We start from the raw sequence: 26,078 nt of genomic DNA on the forward strand, positions 1-26,078 counted from the left end.
TGTTACACTGTCAACCGATGAAACTGGCGAGCCCGAGCAAAGGTATGAACCCAACGCGCTACTCCACCGTGGCAAAGGACTTGATGCAAGCGATTGCCAGCGGCCGCTACCCGGTGGGCAGCCTGCTGCCGACCGAGTTCGAGCTGTGCGACCTTTACAATGTGAGCCGGCACACGGTGCGTGCCGCTATCGACCAGTTGCTCACCCAAGGGCTGGTGTCGCGGCGCAAGCGCGTGGGCACCCGGGTGGAGGCCAGCAGCCCACGCGGCGGCTATTCGCAGTCGTTGGCCAGCGTGGCTGAGCTGGCGCACCTGGCAGACACCCAGCAGCGGGAAATCCAGGGCGTGCGCCACTTTGTCGCCGACCTGGGCGAGGCGGCGAGGCTGGGGCTGGTGCCGGGGGAGCATTACTTCTGCGTGTCGAGCATCCGCGTCGACCGGCAGCACGATGGCGCGCCGCTGTGCTGGGCAGACGTGTATGCACAGCGCGACTACACCGCGGTCATCGAGCTGGCCCGCGAGCACCCTGACCAGCTGGTTGCCGGGTTGATCGAACAGCACTATGGCCGGGCAATCGCAGTGGTCGACCAGCAGGTGCGCGCGGTGTTGCTGACAGCGGAAATGGCCCGGGCGCTGAAGGCCGAGGCGGGCTCGCCGGGGCTGAAGATCATCCGCACTACCGCGAGGAAAATGGTGATTTGATGGCGGTTTCCGAGACCGTGCACCCGGATGACCGCTTTACCTTGGTCACCCAGATGCGCCGCGACCGCTCCCCCGCCTGAACCCGCTCGTACAGGGATGGTGCAACTTTCAGCCAATGAACAGGCCGTTGCCCCTAAAGCGCCCCCAGTTGCCTTTCAGCTTCGACCAACTGCCTCGCCCGCGCCGTGCTCACCCGGTGATCGCGTGCCAGCCAGGCGTAGATCGTCGGTAGCACGAACAAGGTGAACAAGGTCCCCACCAGCATCCCGCACACAATCACCACCCCCAACCCGAAACGGCTGTTGGCGCCGGCGCCGCTGGCGAACAGCAGTGGCAGCACGCCAAAAGTCATCGCCGCCGTGGTCATCAGCACTGGCCGCAAGCGTATTTGCGCCGCACGAACAATGGCGGCGGCACGATCGAGGTTGTCGCGCACCTGAATCTCGTTGGCGAACGCCACCATCAGGATGCCATGCTTGCTGATCAGGCCGATCAGCGTCACCAGGCCAATCTGCGTGTAGATGTTCAGCGTGGCCCAGCCCAGCGCCAGCGGCAGCAGCGCACCGCAGATCGACAGCGGCACGGTCACCAGAATGATCAGGGGGTCGACCAGGCTTTCGTACTGCGCCGCCAGCACCAGATAGATCACCACCAGGGCGGCGAGAAATGCCCACATCAAGGCAAAGCCCTCCTGCACATACTGGCGCGATTCCGATTGCCAGTCGTGGCTGAAGCCCGGTGGCAGCTCGGCGGTGAGCTGTTCCAGAAATGCCACGGCGTTGCCCATCGATACACCCGGGGCCGGGATCGCCTGCAGGGTACTGGCGTTCTGCTGATCGAACTGCAACAGGCGGTTGGGTGCCACTTCGATATCCAGGCGCACCAACGTGGCTAGCGGCACCAGGCTGCCATCTTCGGCGCGCACATACTGGCGGCTCAGCGCCGCAGGCGTCAGGCGTTGGTCCTGGATACTCTGTGGGATCACGTCATAAGAACGCCCGAACAGGGCGAAGCGGTTGAGGTACTGCTCGCCCACCAGTACGCCCAGCGACTCACCAATGGCCTGCATGCTGATGCCCAGGCTCGCCGCCTTGGCCCGGTCCACGCGTACCTTGACCACCGGGTTGTTGTAGTCGAGGTCACTGTCCACCACGGCGAACAGGCCGCTGTCGCGGGCGCGTTGCTTGAGCACTTCCATGGTCTGGAACAGCTCGGGGTAATCCTGGGCGCTGCGCAGCACCATCTGCACCGGCAGGCCACCGCTGGAGCCCGGCAGCGACGCGACCTGGAAGGCGAAGATGCTGCTGCCCTCGATATCCGCAACGGCCTGCTGCAACTGCGCCTGCACCTGTGCGGCGGAACGCTCGCGCGCCTGCCAGGCGCTGAGGTTGATGCCACCGAAACTGGCGGCCGGGCCGTCGGTGCCGTTGATGATCCAGGTGTCGGTGGTTTCGGCAATGGACTTCATCACCTGGTCGAGCTTCAGCGCAAAGCGTTCTGCGTATTCGAGGCTGGCATGCTGCGGCGACTTGATGGCGGTCAGCACCGCCGCCTGGTCCTCGGGTGGCGCCAGCTCGCGCTGGGGCAGCAGGTACAGCCAGGGCAGGCTCAGGCACACCAGCAACGCCACGCCGCCACTGATCCAGCGGTGTGCCAGTGTGTAGGCCAGCACCCGTCCATAGGCCCCGCTCAGCGTGCCAAACAACCGATCGGCGAGAGTGGCCATGGCGCCATGCTGCTGACCGGGCTGCAGCAACAGCGAGCTCATCACCGGCGACAAGGTCAGCGCCACAATGCCGGACACGATCACCGCCCCCGCCAGGGTCAAGGCAAACTCACGGAACAGCGTGCCGGTCAGCCCGCCCATCAAGCCAATGGGCGCATACACCGCCGCCAGGGTCAGGGTCATGGCGATCACCGGCCCGGCGATTTCCCGCGCCCCGGCCAATGCTGCCGCGACCGGCGACTTGCCCTCCTCGATATGCCGATGCACGTTTTCCACCACCACAATGGCATCGTCCACCACCAGGCCGATGGCCAGCACCATCGCCAGCAAGGTCAGCAGGTTGAGGCTGAAACCGAACATCAACATCAGGCCCGCGGCCCCCAGCATCGACAGCGGAATGGCCACCACCGCGATCAGCACGCTGCGCAGCGAACCCAGGCACAGCCAGATCACCAACACCACGATCAGCATCGCCTCCACCAAGGTGCGCAGCACTTCATGGATCGACGCATCGATGAAGCGTGCGGTTTCATAGGCCAGCGCCACGTTCACGCCAGGCGGCAAGGTCTGCTGGATCTGTGGCAGCAGTTGGCGAATACCCTCGACGATCACCAGAGGGTTGCCGCTGGGCGTGGGGAACAGCCCCAGGTGCACGGCAGGTTTGCCGTCCATGGTGGCACTGGTCTGCGTGGCCGCCGCACTCAGCTCGACGGTGCCGATATCGCGCAGGCGCACCAGGTCGGTGCCATCGTTGCGGATGATCAGCTCACGGAAGTCTTCGACCCGGGTCAGGTCGGTGTCCACCTGGATATCGGCCAGCACGTACTGCCCGCGCACCTGGCCCGGCGTTGCCTGGTAGTTGTTGGCACGTACCGCCTGCGCCACGTCCGCCGCCGTCACCCCGCGCCCAGCCATCTGCTCGCTGTCCAGCCACAGGCGCATGGCCAGGCGCTGCCCGCCGAACGACTGCACCTTGGCCACGCCGTCGATACCGGAGAACTGCGGTTCCACCACCCGCGACAGGTAATCGCTCAGTTCCGGTATCGACAGGCTGTCGCTGGCAAACCCCACATAGGCCACGGCAGTGGAGTCGCCTGCTGACAGTTCCACCACCGGGTCGTAGGCTTTTTCCGGCAGGCGATAGCGCACCTGGTTGACCTTGGCCATGGTTTCGGCCAGCGCCTGGGTCGAATCGCGGTTGAGCACCATGCGCAAGGTGATCAGGCTGCGCCCCTGCTGCGACGACGAGGACAGGTAGTCGATGCCTTCGACCGACGACACTGCCTGGGTGATCGGCTGCGTCACGAAACCCTGCATCAACTCGGCGGAGGCACCGGGGTACTCGGTGCTGATGGTAATGGTCGAGCTTTCCAGCAACGGGTACTGGCGGATCGGCAACTTGCCCATGGCAAACAGCCCCATCAGGATGATCAGGCTGCTGACCACCAGCGCCAGCACCGGGCGGCGCACGAAGACGTCGGTAAACTTCACGACTGCCGCCCTCCCTGGCTGGCCTGCAGGCTGTCCTGCGCCACTGGCTCGACCGGCATGCCATCACTCAGTTTCAGCTGGCCGGAAACCACCACACGGTCACCGGGCGTCAGGCCGGAGGTGATTTCCACCCGCCCCTGCCAGCGCTCACCGGTGGTTACCTGCACCCGGCTCACCCGGGTGCCATGCTGCGGGTCCTGGGTCGCGACAAACACCGTCTGCCCATAGGCGGTGTAGGTGATCGCGGTTTCCGGCACGGCCAGCACGGTCGAAGGCTGCGCAGCATCCAGCCGCACGCCGGCGTACATACCCGGCTGCAACTGCCCTTGCGGGTTCGGCAAGGCCGCCTGTACCTGCACAAGGCGTGCTGTGCTGACCACCGGGTCGACCGCCACCACCCGGGCCTGGAAGTCTTGCCCACGCACCGCGTCCACCGTCAGTGCCAGCACCTGCCCGGCGTGCACTTCGGGGGCGGCCTGCTCGCCCAAGGCGAAGTTCACATGCAACTGGCTGATGTCGGCCAGGCTGACGATGGTCTCGCCAGCGCCCAGGTACTGGCCCTGATGCACACGGCGGATGCCGAGCTTGCCGGCAAACGGAGCACGAATGGCCTTCTGCGCGATCAGCGCCTCGACATGCTGCAGCTCACCACGGGCCACGTCCACGGCAGTGGCGGCGTTGTCCAGCAGCTCTTGCGACACGGCATTCATCGCGCGCAGTTTGCGGCTGCGCTGCAGCACCACGTCAGCGTTACGCAACCTGGCCTGCAACTGCACGCGCAGGGCCTGCTCGGGCGCGTCGTTGAGCTGCACCAGCAACTGCCCGGCTGCTACTGTCTGCCCCGATTCGAAGGCGATGCGGGTAATACGCCCTGCCATCTCGGCCGCCACCTGCACCTGGTTGACCGCCTCCAACTCCCCCGAAGCAAAGCGCTGCCGCGCCAGTTGCACCTGCTCGGCCGTGGCCAGCGCCACCTTGGTCGCCGGCCACACCGCCGCAGCGGGCGGCGCCGAGCCGCTTCCCACCAGCGCATAGGCAGCGGCCAGCGCACCGGCAACAGCGCCGGCCCAGGCCAGTAACGTCCGTTTGTTCATGCACAGCTCCGATCACAGGGAAAGCGGTTGCAGGGAAGATCGGGCAGGACTATAAGAGCTCAACTTTACTTGAGGTCAACAGGCATGGCAGCGGACAACACACGGATGCTCACAGTGGGTGAGGTGGCCAAGCGCAGCGGCGTGGCGGTATCTGCGCTGCACTTCTACGAAACCAAGGGGCTGATCGCCAGCGTCCGCACGGCAGGCAACCAGCGCCGCTATCCCTCGCTGGTGCTGCGTACCCTGGCGATCATCAAGGTAGCCCAGCGCACGGGAATTCCGCTTGAGGAAATCAAACAGGCCTTCAGCCGTTATGCCCCCAACAGCAAGCTCACAGCAGCACAATGGAGCGAGATGTCCACGGCCTGGCGCGAAGACCTGAATGCCCGCATTCGCACACTGGAAGCACTGCGCGACAGCCTCGACAACTGCATTGGCTGCGGTTGCCTGTCGCTGGAGGACTGCCCGCTGCGCAACCCCGAGGATGTGCTGGGCAAGGAAGGGACCGGGGCGCGGATCCTCGAAAAGAAGGCGCGCTAACCTCGTGCGCTCATGCCAGGTGCGACTCTATGCCGGCGCGCATGACCTGCGGGTGACAAGCAGTCGCTTTGAACCATTGCGGCGATTCACCGCCCTAACCCTGTGCTGTTAACCCAAAGCCGCTCACAGGAAGGAACTAAGCCATCATGAAACGCGAACAGATCGAAGGTGTAGCAGAGGACCTGGCTGGCAAGGCGCAAAGCGCCGTAGGTCGCCTGGTCGAAGACCCGGCGCTGGAAGCCGAAGGCGATGCGCGTCAGGCCGCAGGCCAGGTGACCAAGACCTACGGCGACACCCTGGACAGGGTGTCCTCGTTCGTCAAGGAAAAGCCCTTCGCCGCACTGGCCATCACCGCCGCCGTCACTCTGGTGGTCTCTCGCCTGCTGCGCCGCTGAACCACGGCGCCTCAGGTGGTTCAGGGCCGGATATCTTGTCCGGCCTGCGCCATCACCAGATGGCGATATCGTAGGTCAGGTAAAGGCGATTGCTGTCTCGGCCGCGGGCGAAATCTGATCGATATACGTAGTTTCGCAGCTTTACGCCCAGCCCTTTCAGCGGCCCGCCCTGCACCACGTAGGCAATCTCGGCGTCACGCTCCCATTCTTTGATGCCATCGCCACCTGAGCGGCCATTGTCGCCACTCAGGTAGCGCGTCATGAAGGTCAGCCCCGGTACCCCGGCGGCAACGAAGTTGTAGGCATAGCTGGCCATCCAGGTCTTCTCTTCCTCCTCGATGAACTTGCCGATGCCGACGTTGCTGAACGAATAGACCGTTGCCCCACTGATATACGGCAGCCCCGCTTCACCATCGAGCACCTGGTAACCTGCGCCGACGGTATGCCCGGAGTGGGCGTACGACAGTTGGCCGCTGAACATGTCGTTGTCGATGCCACCGCCATACGCCGTACCGCTGTCGCGGCTTTTGAAGTAACGCAGGTCGGTGGTCAGCACGCCGCCGCCCAGCGGCAGGTCATGCACCAGCCCGGCGAAGTCCTGGCGGTAGAAATGCTCGAGCTCGCCATGGAAATAACTCAGGCGCAGTTGCTTGCTGACGGCGTAGTCAGCACCGGCGAAGCTGAAGTCGCCAGACGCTGGGCCGCCATACCCGTCCAGGTACAACCCGGTGCTATCAGATGAGTCGCGCTGTTTGAAGCGATCCAGGTGGCCGGCGGTAAGGGTGAGGTTGTCGATGTCGGTGCTGGTCAGCTGGGTTCCCTGGTAAGTCTGCGGCAGCAGGCGTGCATCGTTGTACACCAGTACCGGCGTCTTGGGCAGCAAGGTGCCATGCTTGACCACGGTGCTGCCCAGGCGGGCTTTGGCCGTGATACCGGCGCTGGCGAATTCGTCGGCCGCGCGGCCATCGTCATGCACTGGCAGCAGCCCTGTGCCGCTGCGCCCACGGCCGGAGTCGAGCTTGAAGCCGACCAGGCCCAAGGCGTCGAGACCCAGGCCGAGGGTGCCTTGGGTGAAGCCGGACTGGTAATCGAGCAGAAAGCCTTGAGCCCATTCCACCCGTTCGCTTTTGGCAGTGGCGGCGGCGCGGGCGCTCATACCCTGCTCGTCACGGAAATTCTCGTTGAAATACACGTTGCGCAACTGCAGCTTGAGCTTGCTGTCTTCGATGAAACCGGCGGCACCGGCCACAGGCAGCCAGCCGCACAGCAGGCCACAAGTGGCCCCACGGAAAAGAAATCGGGACATGATGGTTACTCTGTTGTTGTTCTTGGGTGAGTCAGAGGGGCGCCGAGCGGCGCCCTGGGTGCTTCAAACCATGAAGGACAAGGCGCCCGTCAGCAGTGCCAGCGCAGTGATCACCAGAGAGGTGAGCACGGCCCACTTGAAGGTGGCTTTCTGGAAATCACCGATATCGCGGTCGACCATGCCCACCAGCAGCAGGGTCGAGGCCACCAGCGGGCTCATGAGGTGAACCGGCTGGCCAAGCACCGAAGCGCGGGCGATTTCCACCGGGTCGATACCATACGCGGCCGCGGCGTTGGCCAGGATCGGCACAACGCCGAAGTAGTACGCGTCGTTGGACAGCACGAAGGTCAGCGGCATGCTGGTCAGCGCCACCACCAGCGGGAACCAGTGGCTCCACGCTTCCGGAATCCAGTCCACCAGCGTCTGGGCCAATGCATCGACCATCTTGGTACCCGAGAAAATACCGGCAAAGATGCCCGCGGCGAACACCAGCAGCACCACGGTCATGGCGTTGCCCGAATGGGCGAGGATGCGCTCTTTCTGCAGGTCCAGCTGCGGGTAGTTGATCATCAGTGCGGCGACGAAACCAATCATGAACAGGATGGCCGCGTGCATCAGCCCCAGCACCAGCGCGGTCATCACGGCGATCACCAGCACCAGGTTCACATAGGCAAGGCGCGGGCGCTTGTGCGGGTTGTCGCCGAGGATTTCCTTGATGTAGCAGTTGCCGCCACCGGACTCCAGGGCAATATTGCCGATACGCCGGCGCTCGGCACGGCCCAGCAGGTAGGCGGTGAACACGACCCAGGCCGCCCCACCGATGACGGTGGGCAACATCGGAATGAAGTATTCGGTCGCATCCAGACCGAGCGCAGCAATGGCACGGGTGGCGGGACCACCCCACGGGCTCATGCCGCTCATGATGCTCAATGACAGCATCGATACGGTCGCCAGGATCATCGGGTTCATGCCGATGCGCTTGTACAGCGGCAGCATGGCGGCGCAGGTAATCATGTAGGTCGTGGTGCCGTCACCGTCCAGCGCCACCAGCAGCGACAGCAAGGCCGTGCCGATGGCGATCTTGATCGGGTCGCCATTCACCCGCTTGAGAATCTTGCGGATCAGCGGGTCGAACAGGCCGGCGTCGATCATCAGGCCGAAGAACAGGATGGCGAACAGTAGCAGCGCGGCAGACGGTGCGACCATTTTCAGCCCATCGAGCATCATCTTGCCCAGGTCTGGCGCGAAACCGCCAATAAGGGCGAAAACAATCGGCACGATGGTCAGCGCGACGATCGGGGACAGGCGTTTACTCATGATCAGGTAGGTGAAGGTCACCACCATGATCAGGCCCAGAAGTGCGAGCATGGTTTGTTCTCTTGTTTTTATTGTCTACGTGGCCACCTGCAGCGCAGACGGCCCCCTGACCCCCACCCGGCAACGCCTGGTGGGGGCCTGTGAAAAGCTTGAGGGTGTCGAGGCTCAGCCGTGGCGGTGTGGTTCGGCGACCCAGTCGGCTGTTTCAGCGACGGGGCTGACCACCGGCTCGCCATTCAGCCGGCTGTGCAGCGTCTGGCGGTCACAGGCGTTTTCCGACAACGAAACCACCACCGTCGCCACTGCGTTGCTGGCAAGACTCGTCAGCGCACGGGCTTCCGACATGAAGCGGTCGACCCCGATCAACAGGGCCAGGCCGGCCAGGGGAATGTCGTGGATCACGGTAAGGGTCGAGGCCAAGGCCACGAAACCGCTGCCGGTGACACCTGCCGCACCCTTGGAGGACAGCAGCATGATCGCCAGCATGGTGACTACCTGGCCCAGGCTCAGGTCGATGTTGCAGGCCTGCGCGATGAACACGGCTGCCAACGACAGATAGATGGCAGTACCGTCCAGGTTGAACGAGTAGCCAGTGGGCAGCACCAGGCCAACTACGCCTTTTTTGCACCCAAGCTTCTCGAGTTTCTCGAGCATGCGCGGCAGCACCGGCTCGGTTGAGGAAGTACCCAGCACCACGAGGAACTCTTCGCGGAAATAGCGCAGCAACTTCCACAGGCTGAAGCCATGGGCGCGGCAGATGCCACCGAGCACCACCAGCACGAAGAACGCGCAGGCGATGTACAACGTCCCCACCAGCTTGGCCAGCGCGCCAAGGGACGTAATGCCGTACTGGCCCACGGTGAATGCCAGTGCGCCGAAAGCGCCGATCGGGGCAAAGCGCATCAGGTAGCCGAAGATGCGGAACACCATGGTCGAGGCCGACTCCAGCACGTCCAGTACCGGCTTGCCCTTTTCGCCCATCGACGAGAGGGCGAAACCGCTGAGTACGGCGATGAACAGGACCGGCAAGACCTCACCCTTGTTGAAGGCACCGATGAAGGTGTCCGGGATGATGTGCATGAAGAAGTCCACCACGCTCAGCTTGGCGGCCGACGCGGTGTACTGGCTCAGGCCCGCTGTGCTCAAGGTGGCAGGATCGATGTTCATGCCGGCACCTGGCTTGAACAGATAGACCGCCGCCAGTCCGATCACCAGGCTGACCACCGTCAGGCCCAGGAACAGCAGCAGGGTCTTGCTCATCAAGCGGCCCAGGGAACGCTTGTCGGTCATGCCGGCGATGCCGGTGACGATGGTGCAGAACACCACCGGCGCGATCATCATCTTGATCAGCTTGATGAACGCATCACCCAGCGGCTTGAGGGCCACGGCCTGTTGCGCCCAGAAGTGTCCGACCACCACGCCCAGCAGGACGGCGCAGAGAATCTGGAAATACAGCGATTTGGCGAGTCTCATGGCATCACCCATTGTTGAAATTGTGCGGATGCGCTTGTTACGAATGTGCAGGTCTGGATCGGTGCCTGGAACTACCCGGCCAACCTGCGGAATGTAGGGGCGTAGACGAACCCTGAGAAGAGCCGCCGGGCGGTTCGCACCACCGAAGCCTGGATCGTCTGGCCGTCGGCAGCGCTACGCGTCAGCGCAACATCGATGCCGCCACTTGGGTGCTCCAGGCGGACCTCGGCCAGTTGCTGCGCGCCTTCGCCCAACAGGTGGGCAATCACGGTGCCAGGGCTGACGCAGGCAGTCGCCAGCCCCACGGCTCCAGTGATCGCCAAGGCACGATGGCAGTTGTGCGGCATGAAATAGCGAACCTGCAGCGTGCCGTCGTAGCGCGGCTTGGACACCAGCACTGGCTTGGGGATGACCATGCCACTGACATCGCCCAGGCCCATGGCCTTTCCGGCCTTCAGCCGCAACGCTTCCAGGCGTTCGAGCAGCGCGCTGTTGGCGTCCAGCTGAGCCGGGGTTTCCGAGCCGCTGACACCCAACTGGCTGGCCTCCACCACCATCATCGGCATGGCCATGTCGATGCAGGTCACCGGCACGCCATCAATCACGTCCTGGGCCTTGCCCGTGGGGAACAGCTTGCCGGTCTTGCTGCCGACCGCGTCGAGGAAGGTCAGGTGCACCGGGGCGGCAGTGCCCGGTACCCCATCGATCGCCGTGCGGCCTTCGTAGCGCACGATACCGCCGGGCGTTTCGACCAGCGAATTGACGAAGGTGCCGGTGTTGAGGTTGCGAATGCGCACCAAGGTCTTGCCTTCCTGGCCTTTTACCAACCCCTGTTCGATGGCGAACGGCCCAACCGCACACAGCATGTTGCCGCAGTTGGGGGCGGTATCGACCCGGCGCTGTGCGACCATGACCTGCACGAACAGGTAGTCGACGTCGGCGTCGGCGTGCAGTGACGGGCTGATGATCGCCACCTTGCTGGTCTGCGGGCTGCCGCCACCGATGCCGTCGATTTCCAGCTCATGGCCAGAGCCCATGAGGTTGATCAGCAACTCGTCGCGCTCGACCACATTGGCAGGCAGGTCCCAGGCGTGGAAGAACGGCCCTTTGGAGGTACCGCCGCGCATGAGTACGCAAGGAATTCGTTGCATGATTTCGCACTCTTGTTGATCAATGGACATCATTGATGCTGTGAGCAAAAGAGTGACAGGGATGGATAAATCAATCCAATGCAAATATCGTAGCTATTATTGCGATTCAAACATCAATATAGCGCCAGGCCAGTCGAAGGTTTCTTATGGAATATGAGCTGCAAGACATCAGATCTTTCGTGAAAATCGCCGAACTTGGCAGTTTTCATGAGGCCGCCGAAGCGCTTCACCTGTCCCAGCCGGCCCTGAGCCGGCGGATCAAGAAACTGGAGGAAGGCCTGGGCACCTCGCTACTGGAACGCACCACTCGCCGGGTCAGCCTGACCAGCGTGGGCCGCGACTTCCTGCCCAAGGCCAGGCGCCTGCTGGATGATTTTGAAGACTCGATCCTCAGCATCCGCGAGCTGGCCGAGCGCCAGACCGGTCAGGTTACCCTCGCCTGCATTCCTACCGCGGCGTTCTACTTCCTGCCGTCGGTGATCCGCGATTACAACGAGCAATACCCGAAAATCCGCATTCGCCTGCTGGACCTTAGCGCCAACGACGGGCTCGAAGCCGTACTGCGCGGCGAGGCCGACTTCGGCATCAACATGATGAGCGGCCAGCACCCGGACATCGAGTTTGTCTCGCTGGTGCAGGAGCACTTTGTACTGGCCTGCCGGCGTGACCACCCACTGGCGAATCGCGCCTCCGTTACCTGGACAGAGCTGGCTGATTACCGCCTGATCGGCGTCGGCCGCCTGAGTGGCAACCGCATGCTGCTGGACCATGCGTTGTCCGGGCTCAACCTGCGGCCCAAGTGGTTCTACGAAGTGCAACACCTGTCCACGTCACTGGGCATGGTCGAGGCCGGGCTGGGTGTGTCGGCCATGCCCAGCCTGGCCATGCCCAACGCCGACCACCCCACGCTGGTGAGCGTGCCGTTGATCGAGCCGCAAGTCACCCGCACGCTAGGGCTGGTGTACCGGCGCGGCGCATCGCTGTCGCCGGCTGCGGAGAAATTCGTTTCGATCCTGCTGCAGAAATGGCCAAATCGCTGAGGGAAGTGGCGCACCTGGCTTAGTCGTTCTTGCCCAGCATGTACCGGTCAAAATGCTCGACATGCTCATCGAGGTTGTCCTCGAGCATCATCCGGTACTGATCACAGAAGTACTTCAGAATCTCTTCCCGTGCCGCACCCAGCTCCGCGCCGCTCTTGAAGCTGCGGGCGCTCATCCAGGCGCTGAAGCGCGCGGCACCGAAGGTCAGCGAGGCGCTTACCTTGCCCAGGTCCTCGAACTTTTCGATCTGCTGGTTCGCCAGTTCGATGTGCGCATCGGCGCGATCGTAAAAGGCCTGGTCGGTAGCTTGGGTCATTGGGGTTCACCTTGTTGCGCAATGCGAGCGGGAGGCCAAGCCTTGCATGTCGCGGCGCATACGTGCAAGGCTGAAAAAGGATCACCCATGACGAAAAGGAAGCAAAGCACCTCATGCTTGGAATCACACGTATCCATCGCTATTTGCGCCCACTGCCTGCGAAACCGACTGCAGCCAGTGGGCGTGACCTCAAGGCCAAACGCGCCACCCGCCTCGCCTCAACGGTTGCCAACCTCCTCTGCACGCCCCGCTCCGCCCCGCCTTACCTCTGCGTCACTCCTGAGCGTCCCCCTGTCGAACGTGTGCCCCCGACCTGACTGCCTCCTCTGCAGCTCACACACCGTACTCGCCTGTTGTAGGCGGAGTGCCTGACGCAACGACAAGGGGCAACAGCCAATGCTTTTCTTTCACGGTAAACAGATTTTCAGCGCCATCTTCGATATGGATGGCACCCTCTTCGACACCGAGCGCCTGCGCTTCAAGACACTCAAGCAAGCTTCTCTGGAAATCTTCGGCAAAGCGCTGAGCGAGCAGACCCTGATTGGCTCGCTGGGCCTGAGCGCAAAAAAGGCCGAAGCCCTCGCCAAGGCGCATAACGGCGAAGACTTCCCGTACGCACAAATCCGCCAACGCGCCGATGAACTTGAACTGGAGTACGTGCGCAATCACGGCGTACCGATCAAGGCCGGCCTGCTGGAGGTACTGGAGCGCCTGCGCAAATCGGGCCTGACCATGGCGGTGGCCACCTCCAGCCGCCGTGCCATTGCCGAGGAGTACCTGATCAACGCCAACGTGCTGAAGTACTTCGACATCACCGTTTGTGGCGATGAAGTCAGCCAAGGCAAACCCCACCCCGAGATTTTCCTGAAAGCCGCCCGCGCGCTCAATTGCGAGCCAGGCCAGTGCTTCATGGTCGAGGACTCGGAAAACGGCATGCTGTCAGCGATGCGCGCCGAAGGGCAGGCGATCCTGATCGAGGACATCAAGCCGCCTGCGCCGGAAATCAAGGCAGGCGCGCTCAAAGCCTACCGCAGCATGCATGAATTTCTCGCCGACCTGAGCGAGTGCGTACCCGACCTCGGCATGCCTGCATTGAGCGAGCCGTTCCCGGCCTCGATGAACCAGTTCAGCGTGGGCATTCATGGTTTCGGCGCCATCGGCGGCGGTTACCTGACGCAGGTATTTTCCCATTGGGACGGCTACACCCGACCGCGTGAAATCATTGCCGCAACCCGCTCGCGCATGCTGCGCGAAAGCGTCAGCGCCTTCGGCCGCTACAGCGTGCGCTACGGTGCCACGTCGTTCGACCAGACCATCGACAACGTGCGCATGATCGACATGGATGACGACGACGCCGTCATCGGCATGTACACCACTGCCGAAATCATCGGCCTGAGCCTGCCCGAGCAGGCCATCAGAAGCCAGGCCAGGGTGATCGCCCAAGGCCTGCTGCAACGCTTCGAGCGCCGAGGCCGGGAGCTGACCCTGCTGATCGTGCTGAACAAGGTTGGCGGTGCGGCGTTCGTGCGGCGTCATGTGCAAGCCGAGTTGTCGCTACTGTGCCCGCCTGCGATCAGCGAGCAGGTTATGCAAAAGACCCATTTCGCCGAAACGGTGGTCAGCCGCATCGTGTCCAAACTGGGCAATGACGCGCTGGTGCGGCAACTGCGCATCAAGTCGCAGATGTTCCAGAACAGCCTGGAAGACGAGCCTGCAAACACCCGCAAACCTTCAGCGCCGCTACCGGAGTACGAACGGCTGATCGGCCACTTCAGGCCTTTTGCACAGCCCAGCAGCGCCATGAGCCAGCTGCATCTGGTGCTGTTCAACAGCGAATCTGACATGCCGCTTTACGCCGAACGCGGCAGCGATCTGCTCGAACGCCTGCGCCAGGTGAAGACAGTGCCAGACATCGCCCAGATCCAGATCATCAAGAACCGCCTGTGGAACGGCCCGCACGCCATCGTTGCCTGGTACGCCAGCCTGCTGGGCCATGCCTGGGTCGGCCAGGGCATGGGCGATGCGCGGGTGAGTGAACTGGCCGAGCGCCTGATTCGCCAAGAGGTCGCGCCCGCACTGGTGGCCGAATACCCACAGATGGCCGAGGTGGTCAGCCGCTTTGCCGAGGCATTTCTAGAGCGCTGCAAAACCTCGTTCAAAGACCCCTGCGCCCGGGTAGGCCGCGACCCCTTGCGCAAGCTGCAACGCAACGAACGCATCCTCAGCAGCATCGACCTTGCTCGCAAACACGGTATTGCAACCCCGGCCCTGGCGTTTGGCGCGGGCCTCGCCATTCACCACGCCCTGAACTGCAGCGACAGCAAAGACCTGGAAAGCCAGGCAATCAGGCAGGTTTACCTCGACAACCAGGAAAGCGTCGAAGCAGTGCTCACCCATGCCAAAAAACCGTTCCCCGGCTTGTGCCGCGTCAAGGACGCGGAACTGATCACTGCCATCCGTGAAGGCTTCCGCCAATTGCCACAGCCGGCTTCGCGCCACGCGGTTGCTGTAGGCTCATAACCAGCCCTGGCCGGGACACTGTGGGCGCGAGTTGCGCCTGCGTCCCGGTCAGCGCCATGGGCTGGCCTTGGGTACCGGCCTAAAGCACTTCGAACAGGCCCGCTGCGCCCATGCCGCCGCCCACGCACATCGTCACGACCACGTACTTCACCTTACGTCGCTTGCCCTCCAGCAAGGCATGGCCGACCATCCGCGCGCCGCTCATGCCGTAGGGGTGGCCGATAGCAATGGCGCCACCATTGACGTTCAGTTTCGCCGGGTCGATCTGCAATTGCTGGGCGCAATACAGCACCTGGCAGGCAAACGCCTCGTTCAGCTCCCATAGCCCGATATCGTCTACCGTCAGGCCCTGCTGGCGCAGTAGCCTGGGCACCGCCAATACCGGGCCGATGCCCATTTCCTCGGGGGCCAGGCCAGCCACGGCGATACCGCGGTAAAGCCCCAGGGCTGCGATGCCCGAGCGCGCCGCCAGCGCACCCTCCATCAGCACGCAGGCACTGGCGCCATCGGACAGCTGACTGGCATTGCCGGCCGTGACACAACCGCCTTCGACCACGGGCTTGAGCCCCTGCAGATCGGCCAGGGTCGTCGCCGGCCGGTTCCCTTCGTCCTGGGTCAGGCGCACCTCTTCATGGCTGACGACACCTGTCAGCTTGTCCACCACCTTCTTGCGTGCAATCACCGGCACGATTTCAGCGGCGAACAGCCCTGCCGCCTGCGCCGCCGCCGTGCGCTGCTGAGACTGCAGGGCGTAGACATCCTGTGCTTCGCGGCTTATGCCATAACGCCGGGCCACCCGTTCGGCCGTTTGCAGCATCGGCATGTAGGCATGCTCGCTCATGCGCAATACCGCGGGGTCATAAGCCTCACTGGCCAGCTGGTTGTGCACCTGCTGCACCAGGCTGATCTGCTCCTGACCTGCGCCAATGGTCACCTGCATGCCATCAACCATGATCTGCTTCGCCGCCGTGGCAATGGCCATCAGGCCTGAAGCGCACTGGCGGTCGACGGTTTGTCCGCTGACCGATTGGGGCAGGCCGGCGGCCAGCGCAGACAGCCGACCCGGGTTGATCGCGGCAGTGCCGCTCTGCATGGCAGTCCCCAGCACCAGGTCATCGACCTGCGCCGGTTCGATACCGGCCCGCTCTACCGCGGCGCGGATAGCGACAGCCGTCATGCTGGGGGTTTTCAGGTCGTTGAAGGCACCACGCATGGCTTTGCCGATAGGTGTGCGAGCAGTGGCGACGATCACGGCGTCTTTCATGATGGCTGTTCCTCAGGGGATAGGGGCTGCAGTTCGCTCAACACGCGCCGCAGGCAGTCAGGTACCGGCACCGGGCGCCGCCCTTCGCGGTCGACGAATACATGGACGAAGCGGCCGGTGGCGCAGGCCAATGGCTGACCGGCAAGGAACACGGCCAACTGATAGTGCACCGAGGTGTTGCCCAACCGGCCCACCGCAAGGCCCACTTCGATGTCATGCGGGAAGGCCACCGGCGCCTGGTAGTCGCAGGCGGAGCTGACCACCAGCGCGATCACCCTCCCCTGGTCGATATCCAACCCGCCCTCTCGCACCAGCAGGCGGTTCACGGCGCTGTCGAAAAAGCTGTAATAGACCACATTGTTCACGTGGCCATAGACATCGTTGTCGTGCCATCGGGTGGTTATAGGCGTGAAGTGCCGATAGTGTTCACGTTGCCGGAGGTAGCTCATCAGTAGGCTGCCTCATAGATGGCCAGCGCATCGGCCTGGGTGACTTCACGCGGGTTATTGACCAAAAGGCGCTGCTGTTGCATCGCGTCTTCGGCCAGCTGGCCAAGCCGATGACGCGGTACATCGGCGTCGCGCAGGCGGTCAGGTAACCCGCAGCGGCTGCTCAGCGCGGCCAGCTCGGCCACGAATTGTTCTGCCTGCTGGCGCTGATCACCGGGCTGCAAACGGGCCCCCAACAGCGGCACGGCCAATTCGGCGTAGTCCACTGCCGCCACCGGCAGGTTGAAGCGCAGCACATGCGGCAACACCAGCGCGTTGGCCAGGCCATGGGGAACATGAAAGTGCCCACCCAGCGGATAGGCCAGGGCATGCACCGCCGCCACCGGTGCATTGGCAAAGGCCTGGCCGGCCAGGCAAGCCCCCAGCAGCATGGCCTGGCGGGCCTGCAGGTTGCCGCCATTGTGCACAGCCTGGTCAAGGTTATCCGCCAGCAGCCGCAGCGCCTCACGGGCCAGCAGGCTGGATAGCGGGTTACGTTTGAGGCGGCTGGTATAGGCTTCGATGGCATGCACCATGGCATCGATACCGGTAGCAGCAGTCACCGCCGATGGCAGGCCGAGGGTGCAGACGGCGTCGAGCACTGCCAGGTCTGGCAACAGCAGCGGCGAAACAATGCCCATCTTGGTGGTGGCACCGGTAGTGACGATGGCGATCGGCGTCACCTCCGAACCGGTACCTGCCGTGGTGGGCACCTGGATCAACGGCAGCCGGCGGCCCTTGGCCCTGTCGATGCCGTACAGCTCGGCGATGGGCTGCGAACAATCGCGGTGGGCCAGCAGCGCAACCAGCTTGGCCACATCCATCGAGCTGCCGCCGCCAAACCCCACCACCAGGTCGGCGCCGATATGCCGGGCGCGCTGGGCGGCCGCCAGCACGCATGCCTCGCTAGGGTCGGCCGTAACCTCACTGAAGATCGCCACACCGACCTTGGCTGCCGTGAACCCCGGCAGCAGGTCATCAAGCATGCCAAGGCGGGCGATACCCGGGTCACTGATAATCAAAACACGCTTGGCACCGCGCTCACGGCACAGACCTGCAAGGCGCTGCACCGCGCCGGGTTCGCAGAGGATCTGCGCAGTGGTGGCAAAGCTGAAAGGCTGCATCGCACTCTCCTTGTTCGTGTGGTTTGCCGTGCGCTAGAACGCGAAATCGCTCGCCGGTAGCGCCATCAGGCAGTCCGCGCCACCCAGCAGGGCCTCACGGTGAGCAGTGGCGCGGGGCAGGAGCCGCCGCCAGTAGAACGTCGCGGCGTCAAGCTTGGCCCTGTAGAAGGCTGTTTCCGCGCTGCCGGCGGCAAGCGTCGCTTCAGCGCACACCGCCGCTTGCAACCACATCGCCGCCAACAGCACGTAGGCCGAGTAGGCAAGAAAATCAACCGACACTGCCCCTGACTCCTGGGGGTCGCGTTGACAGGCCTCGACCACATGGGCGGCCAAGACGCGCCATTCCTCCAAACGTTGCCCCACGGCCGTCGCCATGGCCTGCAGGCCGCCGAGCGCATTGGCAGCCCTGACGTGCAGCGCCATTTCGTCGATCAGCAGATTGAGCTCGGCCCCGCCGTCCCCCAGGACCTTGCGGCGTATCAGGTCAAGGGCCTGTATGCCGTTGGTGCCTTCATAAAGCTGGGTGATGCGGCTATCGCGCATCAACTGCTCCATGCCCCACTCGCGGATGTAGCCATGACCGCCATACACCTGCACCCCAAGACTGGCGACTTCCTGACCGACGTCGGTGAAAAACGCCTTGACGATAGGAATCAGCAACGCCGCCCGCCGAGCTGCCGCCTGGCGCGCCGGTGCACTTATCGCACCGTGCTCCAGATCCAGTTGCCGAGCGGTGTAGATGCCCAGCATGCGACAACCTTCGGTAAGGGTCTTCTGGGTCAGCAGCATGCGCCGCACGTCTGGATGGACGATAATCGGATCGGCAGGTTTTTCCGCAGCCACCGGCCCGGCAAGCGAGCGCGACTGCAGACGCTCCCGGGCGTAGGCCAGCCCTCCCTGAAAAGCGGCCTCGGCAATACCAAGCCCCTGCAGGCCGACCTGGAAGCGGGCATCGTTCATCATGGTGAACATGCAGGCCAGGCCCTGGTTGGCCTCCCCCACCAGCCAGCCCTGGGCACCGTCGAAGTTCATCACGCAGGTCGAGGCCCCCTTGATGCCCATCTTGTGCTCCAGCGCCCCGCAGCCCAGCGCATTGCGCTCGCCACCGGGCAGCAGCTTGGGCACCAGGAACAGGCTGATGCCCCTGACACCGGCCGGCGCATCAGGCAGGCGCGCGAGTACCAGATGAACAATGTTGTCGGTCAGGTCCTGCTCGCCACCACTGATGAATATCTTGCTGCCGGTAATGCGGTAGCTGCCGTCCGCTTCCGGCTGGGCGCGGGTGCGCAGCAAAGCCAGGTCGGTGCCGGCCTGCGGCTCGGTCAGGCACATGGTGCCGGCCCACTCGCCACTGACCATCCGGCCCAGGTAGGCCTGCTTGAGTGGCTCGCTGCCATGGCGATGCAACGCCAGGACCGCGCCCTCGGTCAGGCCGGAGTAGATGCGGAACGACAACGACGCCGCCATCAGCATTTCATGGAAGCTGGCCGATGCCATCTGCGGCAGCCCCTGCCCACCATAGGCCTGCGGCCCGGTCATGCTGGCCCAGCCATGTTCGACGTATTGCCGATAGGCGTCCCGCATGCCGTCCGGGGTGGTGACCTCACCGCCCACCCACTGACAGCCCTGTTCGTCACTGTTGCGATTGAGCGGTGCGATGATCTGGCCAGTGAAACGTGCGGCCTCCTCAAGGATGCCGTCGAGGGTGTCGCGGTCCAGTTCGATACCTAGTTGCTGGCAATGTCCGCTCAGGTCGAACAGTTCATGCAGCACGAAACGCATGTCGCGAAGGGGCGCCTGGTAGTTCATGCCTGAACCTCCCCACGCGGTTCGAAACGCTTGCCACCGGCCACAAGTGAGTAGAGCAGCCCAGCCGGGCGCCAATGCTCGCCAAGCACGCCCTGCAGGTATTCCAGCCGGGCCAGGATAAACGGCGCCCCCTGCTCGTCAGCCCAGCGCATGGGCCCGCCAGTGGCAGCCGGGAAGCCATAGCCGTGGAGCCAGACTTGGTCGATGTCGCCGCTGCTGGCGGCGATACCTTCCTGGAGAACCTTCGCCCCTTCGTTGACCAGTGCCAGCAGGCAGCGCTCGAGGATTTCCTCGGCACTGATGCCCCGGCGTCGGTAGCCAAGCTGCTGGGACACCTGCAGCACCAGGGCGTCGACCTGCGGGTCATGCTCGGCCTGTCGGCTGCCGGGCGCATAGCGGTAATAGCCTTGCCCGGTCTTCTGCCCGAGACGACCGAGCTCGCACAGCGCGTTGTCGACCTGCACCAGCGGGTCGTGCATGCCTTGCCCGGCCAACTGCCGGGCGCGCCACTCCAAGTCGATGCCCACCACGTCGTACATGCGGAACGGCCCCATGGCGAAGCCGAACTGCTGCAGCACCGCATCCACCTGATGTGGCAATGCCCCTTCAAGCAACAACTTGCGCGCTTCGCCCACATAGCTGCGCAACATGCGATTGCCAATGAAACCAGGGCAGTTGCCTGCCACTATCGCCACCTTGCCCATGCGCTCGCCCAGCGCGCGGGCGGCGTCGAGCACCTTCTGATCGGTGTGCGTCCCACGCACGATTTCGAGCAGCTTCATGACATGCGCGGGGCTGAAGAAATGCAGCCCCAGGACCTGGGACGGCCGCTGGGTGACGGCGGCAATCGCGTCGATGTCCAGCGCCGAGGTGTTGCTGGCCAGGATCGCATCTGGCTTGAGGTGTGCATCCAGTGCACGGAAGATTTCCTGCTTGAGCGCCAGGTTTTCATACACCGCTTCAATCACCAGGTCGGCCTCCGCCAACGCCGGATAGCCGTCCACCACCTGCACACGCGCCAGGCAGGCGTCGGCCTGGGCCTGGGTGATGCGCTGCTTCTCCACCTGCTGGGCCCAGGCTTGGCTGACCATGCCCAGCCCGGCTTCGAGCGCTGCCGCGTTGCAGTCCAGCCACAGCACCGACAGCCCAGCGTTGGCCAGGCTGATGACGATGCCGCGGCCCATGGTGCCTGCACCTATCACAGCCACCTGATTGATCGGGAAGGGAGTATTCACGCGCAACGCTCCTGCTTTCTTGTAGGTATGAGGACTGTGATCACCCTAAGCAGGCCGAAGGTATTTTTGAAATTTCCATTTCGTATGCCATATATTTTCAGCATGAATATTTCGAACTTCGACCTGAACCTGCTGCGCGTCTTCGACATGTTGCTGCGGGAACAGAACGTATCCCGGGCAGCCGAGCGTCTGGCTCTGACCCAGCCGACCGTGAGCAATGCCCTGGCGCGCCTGCGTGACCAGCTGGGTGACCCGCTGCTGGTCCGCGTGGGCCGGCGCATGCGCCCGACGCCACGGGCCTTGGCACTGGAGGGGCCGATACGTGCGGCGTTACAGCAGATCGAGCAGACGCTGGGCACCGGCGATGGTTTCGAGCCTCAGCGCAGCCATCGCCAGTTGCGCATCGCCCTCACCGATTTCGTCGAACAGCTGTGCATGCCGCCACTCCTGGCGCGGCTGGAGCTACTGGCCCCCAACGTGCGCATCGACGTGGTGCACCTGGCCCCCAACCTGCCGGCCGAGGCGCTGGACCGGGGCGACCTCGACCTGGTACTGGGCCGTTTCGACGAGGTGCCGGCGCGCTTCACCCGCCACCCCTGGCGCCGTGAAACCCTGCAGATCGCGCTGCGCCAGCAGCACCCGCACCTGGCGCCAGGCCAGGCACTGGACCTCGACGCATTCCTGGGCTTGCGGCACATCTGGGTGCACGGCGGCCAGACCCGGGGCATGGTCGACCAGTGGCTGGCCGAGCAAGGCCTGACCCGGCAAATCGCCTATACCACGCCCAACTACCTGCAGGCCGCCCATCTGGCCGCAGCCACCGACATGTGTGTGGTGCTGCCGCGGCAACTGGCCCAACAGTTTGCGCACCTGCTGCCTTTGGCGGTGCACGAATTGCCTTTTGCCCTGGAGCCTTTCGAGCTGGAACTGGTGCACCTGAGCCACCGTCAGCACGACCCCGCCCTGGCCTGGCTGGTCGAACAGATCCTCACGCTCCCCCCCGCCTGAAGCCATCAGGAAACGCGATAGCGGCCATGCCGCTCTGGTATTGGCTGGTGTGCAAGCCCCTCCCCTAGAGTGTTCTGCCCCAAGAACAACAAGGACATCCCATGCGTTTTTCACTGTCGATGCTGGCGCTTGCCCTGCTGGCCCCCCTTCCGAGCCTGGCCGCAACAGCGGCCAAGGATGCCACCCCGGCCACCCTGGCCAGCAACCAGCAGTGGCTGCAACGGTTGCCCTTCGAGGATCGCGTCGATTACGAAACAGCCCGGCGTGGGCTGGTCGAGCGGTTCGACGGGCCAGTCGCGACGGCCGATGGCCAGACCGTGTGGAACCTGGCCCAGTATGCTTTTCTGGCGCCGGCGCAGTCCCCTGCCACGGTAAACCCGAGCTTGTGGCGACTCGCTCAGTTGAACAACATCGCCGGGCTGTTCAAGGTCACCGAGGGCATCTACCAGCTTCGCGGCCTGGACCTGGCCAACATGACCATCGTCGAGGGGCAGGACGGGCTGATCGTGATCGATCCGCTGCTTGCCATGGAGACCGCCAAGGCGGGCCTCGAACTGTACTTCAAGCACCGTCCGCGCAAGCCGGTGACCACGGTGATCTACACCCACCCGCACGTCGACCATTTCGGCGGCGTGCGCGGGGTGATCAACGAGGCGGACGTCAAGGCTGGCAAAGTCCAGGTCATCGCGCCCGAGGGGTTCTTCGAACATGCCATCGGTGAAAACGTGCTGGCCGGTCCGGCCATGAAGCGCCGCGCCCAGTACATGTACGGCGCCCCCCTGCCTCGCGGGCCGCGAGGCCAGGTGGATGCCGGACTGGGCAAGGGCGTCCCGGCCAATGCCACCATCAGCCTCATCGCGCCGACGCTTGAAATCAGCCAACCGCTGCAGCGCATGACCCTGAGCGGCGTGGAGGTGGAGTTCCAACTGACCCCGGGCACCGAGGCGCCGGCGGAAATGAACATCTATTTCCCGGCGTTCAAGGCACTGTGCATGGCCGAGAACGCCACCCACGTGCAGCACAACGTCCTGACGCTGCGCGGGGCACTGGTGCGCGATCCGAAAGTGTGGGCCCATTACCTGGACCAGTCGCTGGTGCGCTATGGCGACCAGGCCGAGGTGGTGTTCGCCCAGCATCACTGGCCCACTTGGGGCAAAGCGGCCATCCGCGACTACCTGGCTGACCAGCGCGATATGTACGCCTTCCTCGACAGCCAGACCTTGCGCCTGATCAATCAAGGCCAGACACCCATGGAAATTGCCCAGACCCTGGCCAGTCTGCCGCCGCGCCTGGCAAGCAAATGGTACAGCCGCGACTACTACGGTTCGCTCAGCCATAACGTCAGGGCCGTCTATCAACGCTACATGGGCTTCTACGACGGCAACCCGGCCAACCTCGACCCATTGCCACCGCAAGCGGCCGGCAAGCGTTACGTGGCGGCCATGGGAGGTGCCGATCAGGTCCTGACCCAGGCCCGCCAGGCCTTCGCCGAGGGCGACTATCGCTGGGTGGCGCAATTGGTCAACCATCTGGTATTCGCCGAGCCGGACAACACCGAGGCCCGCGAATTGCAGGCTGACGCGCTCGAGCAGCTGGGTTACCAGAGTGAGAACACCACCTGGCGCAATGCCTACCTCAGTGGCGCGCAGGAATTGCGCTCAGGCGTGGCCGCCGGTGCGGGTAGTGGCGGCAATGCCGATGACATGGTGCGGGCCCTGACACCCAGCCTGTTTTTCGACTACCTGGGCGTGCGGGTGAATGCCTACAAGGCTGCCGATAGCGACCTGTCCATCAACTGGCGGTTTTCCGACCTGGACGAAGACTATGCCCTCACCCTGCGCAACGGCGTCCTCACCCACCGCGACCTGGCGCGCCACGCCAAGGCCGATGTAGAGGTCATCATGCGCAAACAGACGCTGGACAGCATTGCCTTGAAGCAGACAGGCTTTCTCAAGGAAGCCAAAGCAGGGGCAATCGAAATCAAAGGCGAGCGGGTGAAGTTCCTGCAATTCATGGGGGGGCTGGAAGAGGCTGATTCGCGCTTCAATATCGTCACGCCCTGAGCGGCAGCGGGCGGCGCCGGCACTGTGCTCAGCCGCCCTTCGCCAACCGGCACAAGCCTGCCAGTGCCATCAGCCACACCACGCAGCCCAGTGCCAGCAATCCCCAGGGCGCAGGCTGACCGCGTTCGGCCTGCAACATCGCCAGGCCCCGCTCGTAACGCCGCCGCTGGCGGGCCAGCAGCGCCAGCGCGGCCAGGCCCGCCAATGCCAGCACGTACACATCGCCCTGACGACAGGCCAACCCCGCCACCACCACCAGCGCCAGCACAGTACGCCGCCAGGCCAACTCGGTGCGTTCTGCCTGCAGGCCCGGATCACCCATGCCAGCGTGGCCACAGGACGAGACCTGCCAGCAGTACGGCGACCAGGCAGCCCAGCGCCAGCAAGGGCACCAGTGCCGGCAACGGCAACGGACGTCGCTGACGCAATGCCCGCTCTACCCGCAGCCAGCGCAGGCAGGCGCCAGCGCTCAGCAATGCACTCAGCAGCATCAGGCCAGCGACCAGCCACAGCCGCAGGGGTGTCTCGAGGACGTGGCCGGCGAAGGTTTCGATGGCGATTGCGCCACCCAGCAGCGCCAGCGCGGTCCGGACCCAGGCCAGGAAGGTACGTTCGTTGGCCAGCGTGAAGCGCGGATCAGGCGCTTCACCCTGCCCCAACAGCCGCCGCGACCAGTCAGGCCGTGGTTCAGGCACGCCCATCAGCGCACACCAAAGCTGCGCAGGGCGCCGGGCGAGAAGTACGAAAGGCTGGTACGCACATTGAAAGAAAAGGGCCGACGCTGCTCGTTGATCAAGCCCGATGCATGGTAGCGGCCGCTCTTGAGGTCGTAGGTGACCTCCATGGCGTTGACTGCCACCTGGCCGCCGGGGTGAAAGAAACCATGGGCCTGTGAGGTGCGCCACAGCTCGCCACGCGCGTCGTAGCTGTCTGTTTCGAGAATGGCCCAGGTGTCTTCATCCAGGTAGAACCTGCGCTTGGCGTAGATATGCTGCGCCCCAGGCTTCAACGTCGCCTCCACGACCCATACCCGGTGCAGTTCGTAGCGGGTCGGTGCCGGGTCGATGTGGCCTGGCTTGATCAGGTCCGCATAGCGCAGCTCGGGCGATGCCAAGCGGTAACTGTTGTAAGGCACGTGCAGTGTCTGCTTGCCCAGCAGCTTCCAGTCATACCGGTCCGGCGCGCCATTGAACATGTCGCGGCTGTCGGCGGTCCGCAGGCCGGCGGTGCCTGGGCCGGTGGTGTCATAGGCGATGTTCGGCGCCCGCCGTACCCGCCGCTGACTGGCACTGTACACCCAGGACAAGCGCGGCTCGGCGACCTGGTCCAGTGTCTCGTGCACCACCATCGCATCACCGGCAAGCCGCGAGGGCGCCGTCATGCGGTAGGTGAAGTAATAAAGTACATTGCCCTCCCCCAGGCGGGCCAAACCTTCGGGCCGGGCCACTTCCTGACGCGCGCTCATCAGCACGAAGCGGCCATTCTTCAGCGGCGTGACGCTGTCGGAGCTCAGGCTGTAACTCACGTTGCGATGCCGGGTCAGGTGGTTCCAGATCACCTCCAGGCCGTTGGTTGGCCGCGGAAAGGCGATGACGCCAGTGAAACCTCGCACACCGTTGCCCTGGTCATCCAGCTGCGCCTGCTCGGCATTGCGGGCGGCCGATGCCGCGACCGCGTCGGGTACCGCAACACTGCGGTGGGTGGGATACACCGGCAAGCTCAGGCTGGCTGGGAAGCGTTTGAGCAAGGCCACCTGGCCGTCGGTAAGCTGACCTCGGTACTGGCGGTAGTTGGCGGCCGTGATCCGGTACAGAGGCTGCTCATCGGCAAACGGGTCCAGCGGCGTGCCGTTGTCGCCCAGGCGTTGCTGGGCCGCGCTCAACCCACCTTGCCAGGCCGGGATGCGCCCGTCGGGGCTGGCAGCACGCTCGGCCCCCACCGGGGTCAGGTTGTCGGGCAGGCCGGCTGCCGCCAGCGCGCCGCTGGCCCAGAACAGGCCGATCATCACCATGCGCAT

At 64.1% G+C, this 26,078-nt stretch carries 21 protein-coding genes and 1 pseudogene; 7 read left to right on the plus strand and 15 right to left on the minus strand.

All coding sequences use genetic code 11. The features are described 5' to 3' along the window. Positions 1–44: 44 nt before the first annotated feature. Positions 45–781, plus strand: a pseudogene (locus PRJ_RS19245) (GntR family transcriptional regulator). A gap of 53 nt (positions 782–834) precedes the next feature. On the opposite strand, the gene PRJ_RS19250 reads toward PRJ_RS19245, so the two are convergent. Together PRJ_RS19250 and PRJ_RS19255 are read right to left on the minus strand one after the other, a co-directional pair. Then, the gene (locus PRJ_RS19250; protein ID WP_104962237.1) at positions 835–3,918 is read right to left on the minus strand and encodes a MexW/MexI family multidrug efflux RND transporter permease subunit; all 3,084 of its coding nucleotides are present in this window, start codon (positions 3,916–3,918) and stop codon (positions 835–837) included. Further along, complete coding sequence (locus PRJ_RS19255; RefSeq protein ID WP_104962238.1) at positions 3,915–5,012, minus strand: efflux RND transporter periplasmic adaptor subunit; 1,098 nt, start codon at positions 5,010–5,012, stop codon at positions 3,915–3,917. Before PRJ_RS19255 ends, PRJ_RS19250 begins: the two co-directional genes overlap by 4 nt. An 84-nt stretch (positions 5,013–5,096) precedes the next feature. On the opposite strand from PRJ_RS19255, the gene soxR reads away from it, so the two are divergent. After that, on the plus strand, positions 5,097–5,552 hold the full coding sequence (gene soxR / locus PRJ_RS19260; RefSeq protein ID WP_003247276.1) for a redox-sensitive transcriptional activator SoxR: 456 nt from the start codon (positions 5,097–5,099) through the stop codon (positions 5,550–5,552). 146 nt (positions 5,553–5,698) lie between these two features. Next, positions 5,699–5,947, plus strand: coding sequence for a CsbD family protein (locus tag PRJ_RS19265; RefSeq protein ID WP_014591836.1), 249 nt, complete (start codon positions 5,699–5,701; stop codon positions 5,945–5,947). A 52-nt stretch (positions 5,948–5,999) separates the two neighbouring features. Here the strand turns inward: PRJ_RS19265 and PRJ_RS19270 are convergent, their stop codons facing one another. The 4 genes from PRJ_RS19270 to PRJ_RS19285 all read right to left on the minus strand — a co-directional run bounded on the left by PRJ_RS19270 (position 6,000) and on the right by PRJ_RS19285 (position 11,194). After that, entirely contained in the window at positions 6,000–7,253 is a 1,254-nt protein-coding gene (locus tag PRJ_RS19270; protein WP_104962239.1) for an OprD family porin, read from the minus strand. A gap of 63 nt (positions 7,254–7,316) precedes the next feature. Further along, the gene (locus PRJ_RS19275; RefSeq protein WP_014591838.1) at positions 7,317–8,621 is read right to left on the minus strand and encodes a CitMHS family transporter; all 1,305 of its coding nucleotides are present in this window, start codon (positions 8,619–8,621) and stop codon (positions 7,317–7,319) included. A gap of 114 nt (positions 8,622–8,735) precedes the next feature. Then, on the minus strand, positions 8,736–10,043 hold the full coding sequence (locus tag PRJ_RS19280) for a dicarboxylate/amino acid:cation symporter (RefSeq protein ID WP_104962901.1): 1,308 nt from the start codon (positions 10,041–10,043) through the stop codon (positions 8,736–8,738). Between the two features lie 71 nt (positions 10,044–10,114). Further along, on the minus strand, positions 10,115–11,194 hold the full coding sequence (locus PRJ_RS19285; protein ID WP_104962240.1) for a 4-oxalomesaconate tautomerase: 1,080 nt from the start codon (positions 11,192–11,194) through the stop codon (positions 10,115–10,117). 146 nt (positions 11,195–11,340) lie between these two features. Between PRJ_RS19285 and PRJ_RS19290 the strand changes: the two genes are divergently transcribed. Further along, positions 11,341–12,234: a LysR family transcriptional regulator gene (locus PRJ_RS19290; protein WP_003247268.1), complete on the plus strand. Its 894-nt coding sequence runs from the start codon at positions 11,341–11,343 to the stop codon at positions 12,232–12,234. 19 nt (positions 12,235–12,253) lie between these two features. Here PRJ_RS19290 and PRJ_RS19295 read toward each other — a convergent pair whose 3' ends face one another. Continuing rightward, a complete protein-coding gene (locus PRJ_RS19295; protein WP_020191613.1) occupies positions 12,254–12,550 on the minus strand; it encodes a DUF3144 domain-containing protein in 297 nt (98 codons plus the stop codon). Between the two features lie 396 nt (positions 12,551–12,946). On the opposite strand from PRJ_RS19295, the gene mtlD reads away from it, so the two are divergent. After that, positions 12,947–15,070, plus strand: a complete 2,124-nt coding sequence (gene mtlD / locus PRJ_RS19300; protein ID WP_104962241.1) for a bifunctional mannitol-1-phosphate dehydrogenase/phosphatase — start codon at positions 12,947–12,949, stop codon at positions 15,068–15,070. A 79-nt stretch (positions 15,071–15,149) separates the two neighbouring features. On the opposite strand, the gene PRJ_RS19305 is transcribed toward mtlD, so the two are convergent. Genes PRJ_RS19305 through PRJ_RS19325 form a run of 5 tightly spaced genes read right to left on the minus strand, consistent with a single transcriptional unit; the run spans position 15,150 to position 20,990 of the window. Next, on the minus strand, positions 15,150–16,334 hold the full coding sequence (locus PRJ_RS19305) for an acetyl-CoA C-acyltransferase (protein ID WP_104962242.1): 1,185 nt from the start codon (positions 16,332–16,334) through the stop codon (positions 15,150–15,152). Continuing rightward, positions 16,331–16,783, minus strand: coding sequence for a thioesterase family protein (locus PRJ_RS19310; RefSeq protein WP_020192318.1), 453 nt, complete (start codon positions 16,781–16,783; stop codon positions 16,331–16,333). The genes PRJ_RS19305 and PRJ_RS19310 overlap by 4 nt, the downstream gene beginning before the upstream one ends. Beyond that, entirely contained in the window at positions 16,783–17,946 is a 1,164-nt protein-coding gene (locus tag PRJ_RS19315; RefSeq protein WP_010953055.1) for an iron-containing alcohol dehydrogenase, read from the minus strand. The genes PRJ_RS19310 and PRJ_RS19315 overlap by 1 nt, the downstream gene beginning before the upstream one ends. A gap of 33 nt (positions 17,947–17,979) precedes the next feature. Then, a complete protein-coding gene (locus PRJ_RS19320) occupies positions 17,980–19,755 on the minus strand; it encodes an acyl-CoA dehydrogenase C-terminal domain-containing protein (RefSeq protein ID WP_104962243.1) in 1,776 nt (591 codons plus the stop codon). Next, positions 19,752–20,990 carry a 3-hydroxyacyl-CoA dehydrogenase gene (locus tag PRJ_RS19325; protein WP_104962244.1) on the minus strand — a complete coding sequence of 413 codons (1,239 nt, stop codon included), beginning with the start codon at positions 20,988–20,990 and terminating at the stop codon, positions 19,752–19,754. Before PRJ_RS19325 ends, PRJ_RS19320 begins: the two co-directional genes overlap by 4 nt. 84 nt (positions 20,991–21,074) lie before the next feature. Between PRJ_RS19325 and PRJ_RS19330 the strand changes: the two genes are divergently transcribed. Then, positions 21,075–21,998 (plus strand): LysR family transcriptional regulator, encoded by a 924-nt coding sequence (locus PRJ_RS19330; protein ID WP_104962245.1) that lies wholly within the window; start codon positions 21,075–21,077, stop codon positions 21,996–21,998. Between the two features lie 101 nt (positions 21,999–22,099). Next, positions 22,100–24,061 (plus strand): alkyl/aryl-sulfatase, encoded by a 1,962-nt coding sequence (locus PRJ_RS19335; protein ID WP_104962246.1) that lies wholly within the window; start codon positions 22,100–22,102, stop codon positions 24,059–24,061. 28 nt (positions 24,062–24,089) lie between these two features. Here the strand turns inward: PRJ_RS19335 and PRJ_RS19340 are convergent, their stop codons facing one another. The 3 genes from PRJ_RS19340 to PRJ_RS19350 are packed head-to-tail and all read right to left on the minus strand — an operon-like array spanning position 24,090 to position 26,072. Beyond that, complete coding sequence (locus PRJ_RS19340) at positions 24,090–24,383, minus strand: DUF202 domain-containing protein (protein WP_104962247.1); 294 nt, start codon at positions 24,381–24,383, stop codon at positions 24,090–24,092. Then, positions 24,376–24,762, minus strand: a complete 387-nt coding sequence (locus PRJ_RS19345; RefSeq protein WP_020191763.1) for a YidH family protein — start codon at positions 24,760–24,762, stop codon at positions 24,376–24,378. The genes PRJ_RS19340 and PRJ_RS19345 overlap by 8 nt, the downstream gene beginning before the upstream one ends. After that, the gene (locus PRJ_RS19350; protein ID WP_104962248.1) at positions 24,762–26,072 is read right to left on the minus strand and encodes a DUF1329 domain-containing protein; all 1,311 of its coding nucleotides are present in this window, start codon (positions 26,070–26,072) and stop codon (positions 24,762–24,764) included. The genes PRJ_RS19345 and PRJ_RS19350 overlap by 1 nt, the downstream gene beginning before the upstream one ends. Positions 26,073–26,078: the final 6 nt, after the last annotated feature.

It is taken from the genome of Pseudomonas sp. XWY-1 (assembly GCF_002953115.1).
Classification (GTDB): Bacteria; Pseudomonadota; Gammaproteobacteria; order Pseudomonadales; family Pseudomonadaceae; genus Aquipseudomonas; species Aquipseudomonas alloputida.

What these genes read in the sequence shown, in the direction of transcription:
- PRJ_RS19255 (WP_104962238.1), bottom strand. Translation starts at nt 5,012, where the DNA reads ATGAACAAACGGACGTTACTGGCCTGGGCCGGCGCTGTTGCCGGTGCG.
- soxR (WP_003247276.1), top strand. Translation starts at nt 5,097, where the DNA reads ATGGCAGCGGACAACACACGGATGCTCACAGTGGGTGAGGTGGCCAAG.
- PRJ_RS19265 (WP_014591836.1), top strand. Translation starts at nt 5,699, where the DNA reads ATGAAACGCGAACAGATCGAAGGTGTAGCAGAGGACCTGGCTGGCAAG.
- PRJ_RS19270 (WP_104962239.1), bottom strand. Translation starts at nt 7,253, where the DNA reads ATGTCCCGATTTCTTTTCCGTGGGGCCACTTGTGGCCTGCTGTGCGGC.
- PRJ_RS19275 (WP_014591838.1), bottom strand. Translation starts at nt 8,621, where the DNA reads ATGCTCGCACTTCTGGGCCTGATCATGGTGGTGACCTTCACCTACCTG.
- PRJ_RS19280 (WP_104962901.1), bottom strand. Translation starts at nt 10,043, where the DNA reads ATGAGACTCGCCAAATCGCTGTATTTCCAGATTCTCTGCGCCGTCCTG.
- PRJ_RS19285 (WP_104962240.1), bottom strand. Translation starts at nt 11,194, where the DNA reads ATGCAACGAATTCCTTGCGTACTCATGCGCGGCGGTACCTCCAAAGGG.
- PRJ_RS19290 (WP_003247268.1), top strand. Translation starts at nt 11,341, where the DNA reads ATGGAATATGAGCTGCAAGACATCAGATCTTTCGTGAAAATCGCCGAA.
- PRJ_RS19295 (WP_020191613.1), bottom strand. Translation starts at nt 12,550, where the DNA reads ATGACCCAAGCTACCGACCAGGCCTTTTACGATCGCGCCGATGCGCAC.
- mtlD (WP_104962241.1), top strand. Translation starts at nt 12,947, where the DNA reads ATGCTTTTCTTTCACGGTAAACAGATTTTCAGCGCCATCTTCGATATG.
- PRJ_RS19305 (WP_104962242.1), bottom strand. Translation starts at nt 16,334, where the DNA reads ATGAAAGACGCCGTGATCGTCGCCACTGCTCGCACACCTATCGGCAAA.
- PRJ_RS19310 (WP_020192318.1), bottom strand. Translation starts at nt 16,783, where the DNA reads ATGAGCTACCTCCGGCAACGTGAACACTATCGGCACTTCACGCCTATA.
- PRJ_RS19315 (WP_010953055.1), bottom strand. Translation starts at nt 17,946, where the DNA reads ATGCAGCCTTTCAGCTTTGCCACCACTGCGCAGATCCTCTGCGAACCC.
- PRJ_RS19320 (WP_104962243.1), bottom strand. Translation starts at nt 19,755, where the DNA reads ATGAACTACCAGGCGCCCCTTCGCGACATGCGTTTCGTGCTGCATGAA.
- PRJ_RS19330 (WP_104962245.1), top strand. Translation starts at nt 21,075, where the DNA reads ATGCCATATATTTTCAGCATGAATATTTCGAACTTCGACCTGAACCTG.
- PRJ_RS19335 (WP_104962246.1), top strand. Translation starts at nt 22,100, where the DNA reads ATGCGTTTTTCACTGTCGATGCTGGCGCTTGCCCTGCTGGCCCCCCTT.
- PRJ_RS19340 (WP_104962247.1), bottom strand. Translation starts at nt 24,383, where the DNA reads ATGGGTGATCCGGGCCTGCAGGCAGAACGCACCGAGTTGGCCTGGCGG.
- PRJ_RS19345 (WP_020191763.1), bottom strand. Translation starts at nt 24,762, where the DNA reads ATGGGCGTGCCTGAACCACGGCCTGACTGGTCGCGGCGGCTGTTGGGG.
- PRJ_RS19350 (WP_104962248.1), bottom strand. Translation starts at nt 26,072, where the DNA reads ATGGTGATGATCGGCCTGTTCTGGGCCAGCGGCGCGCTGGCGGCAGCC.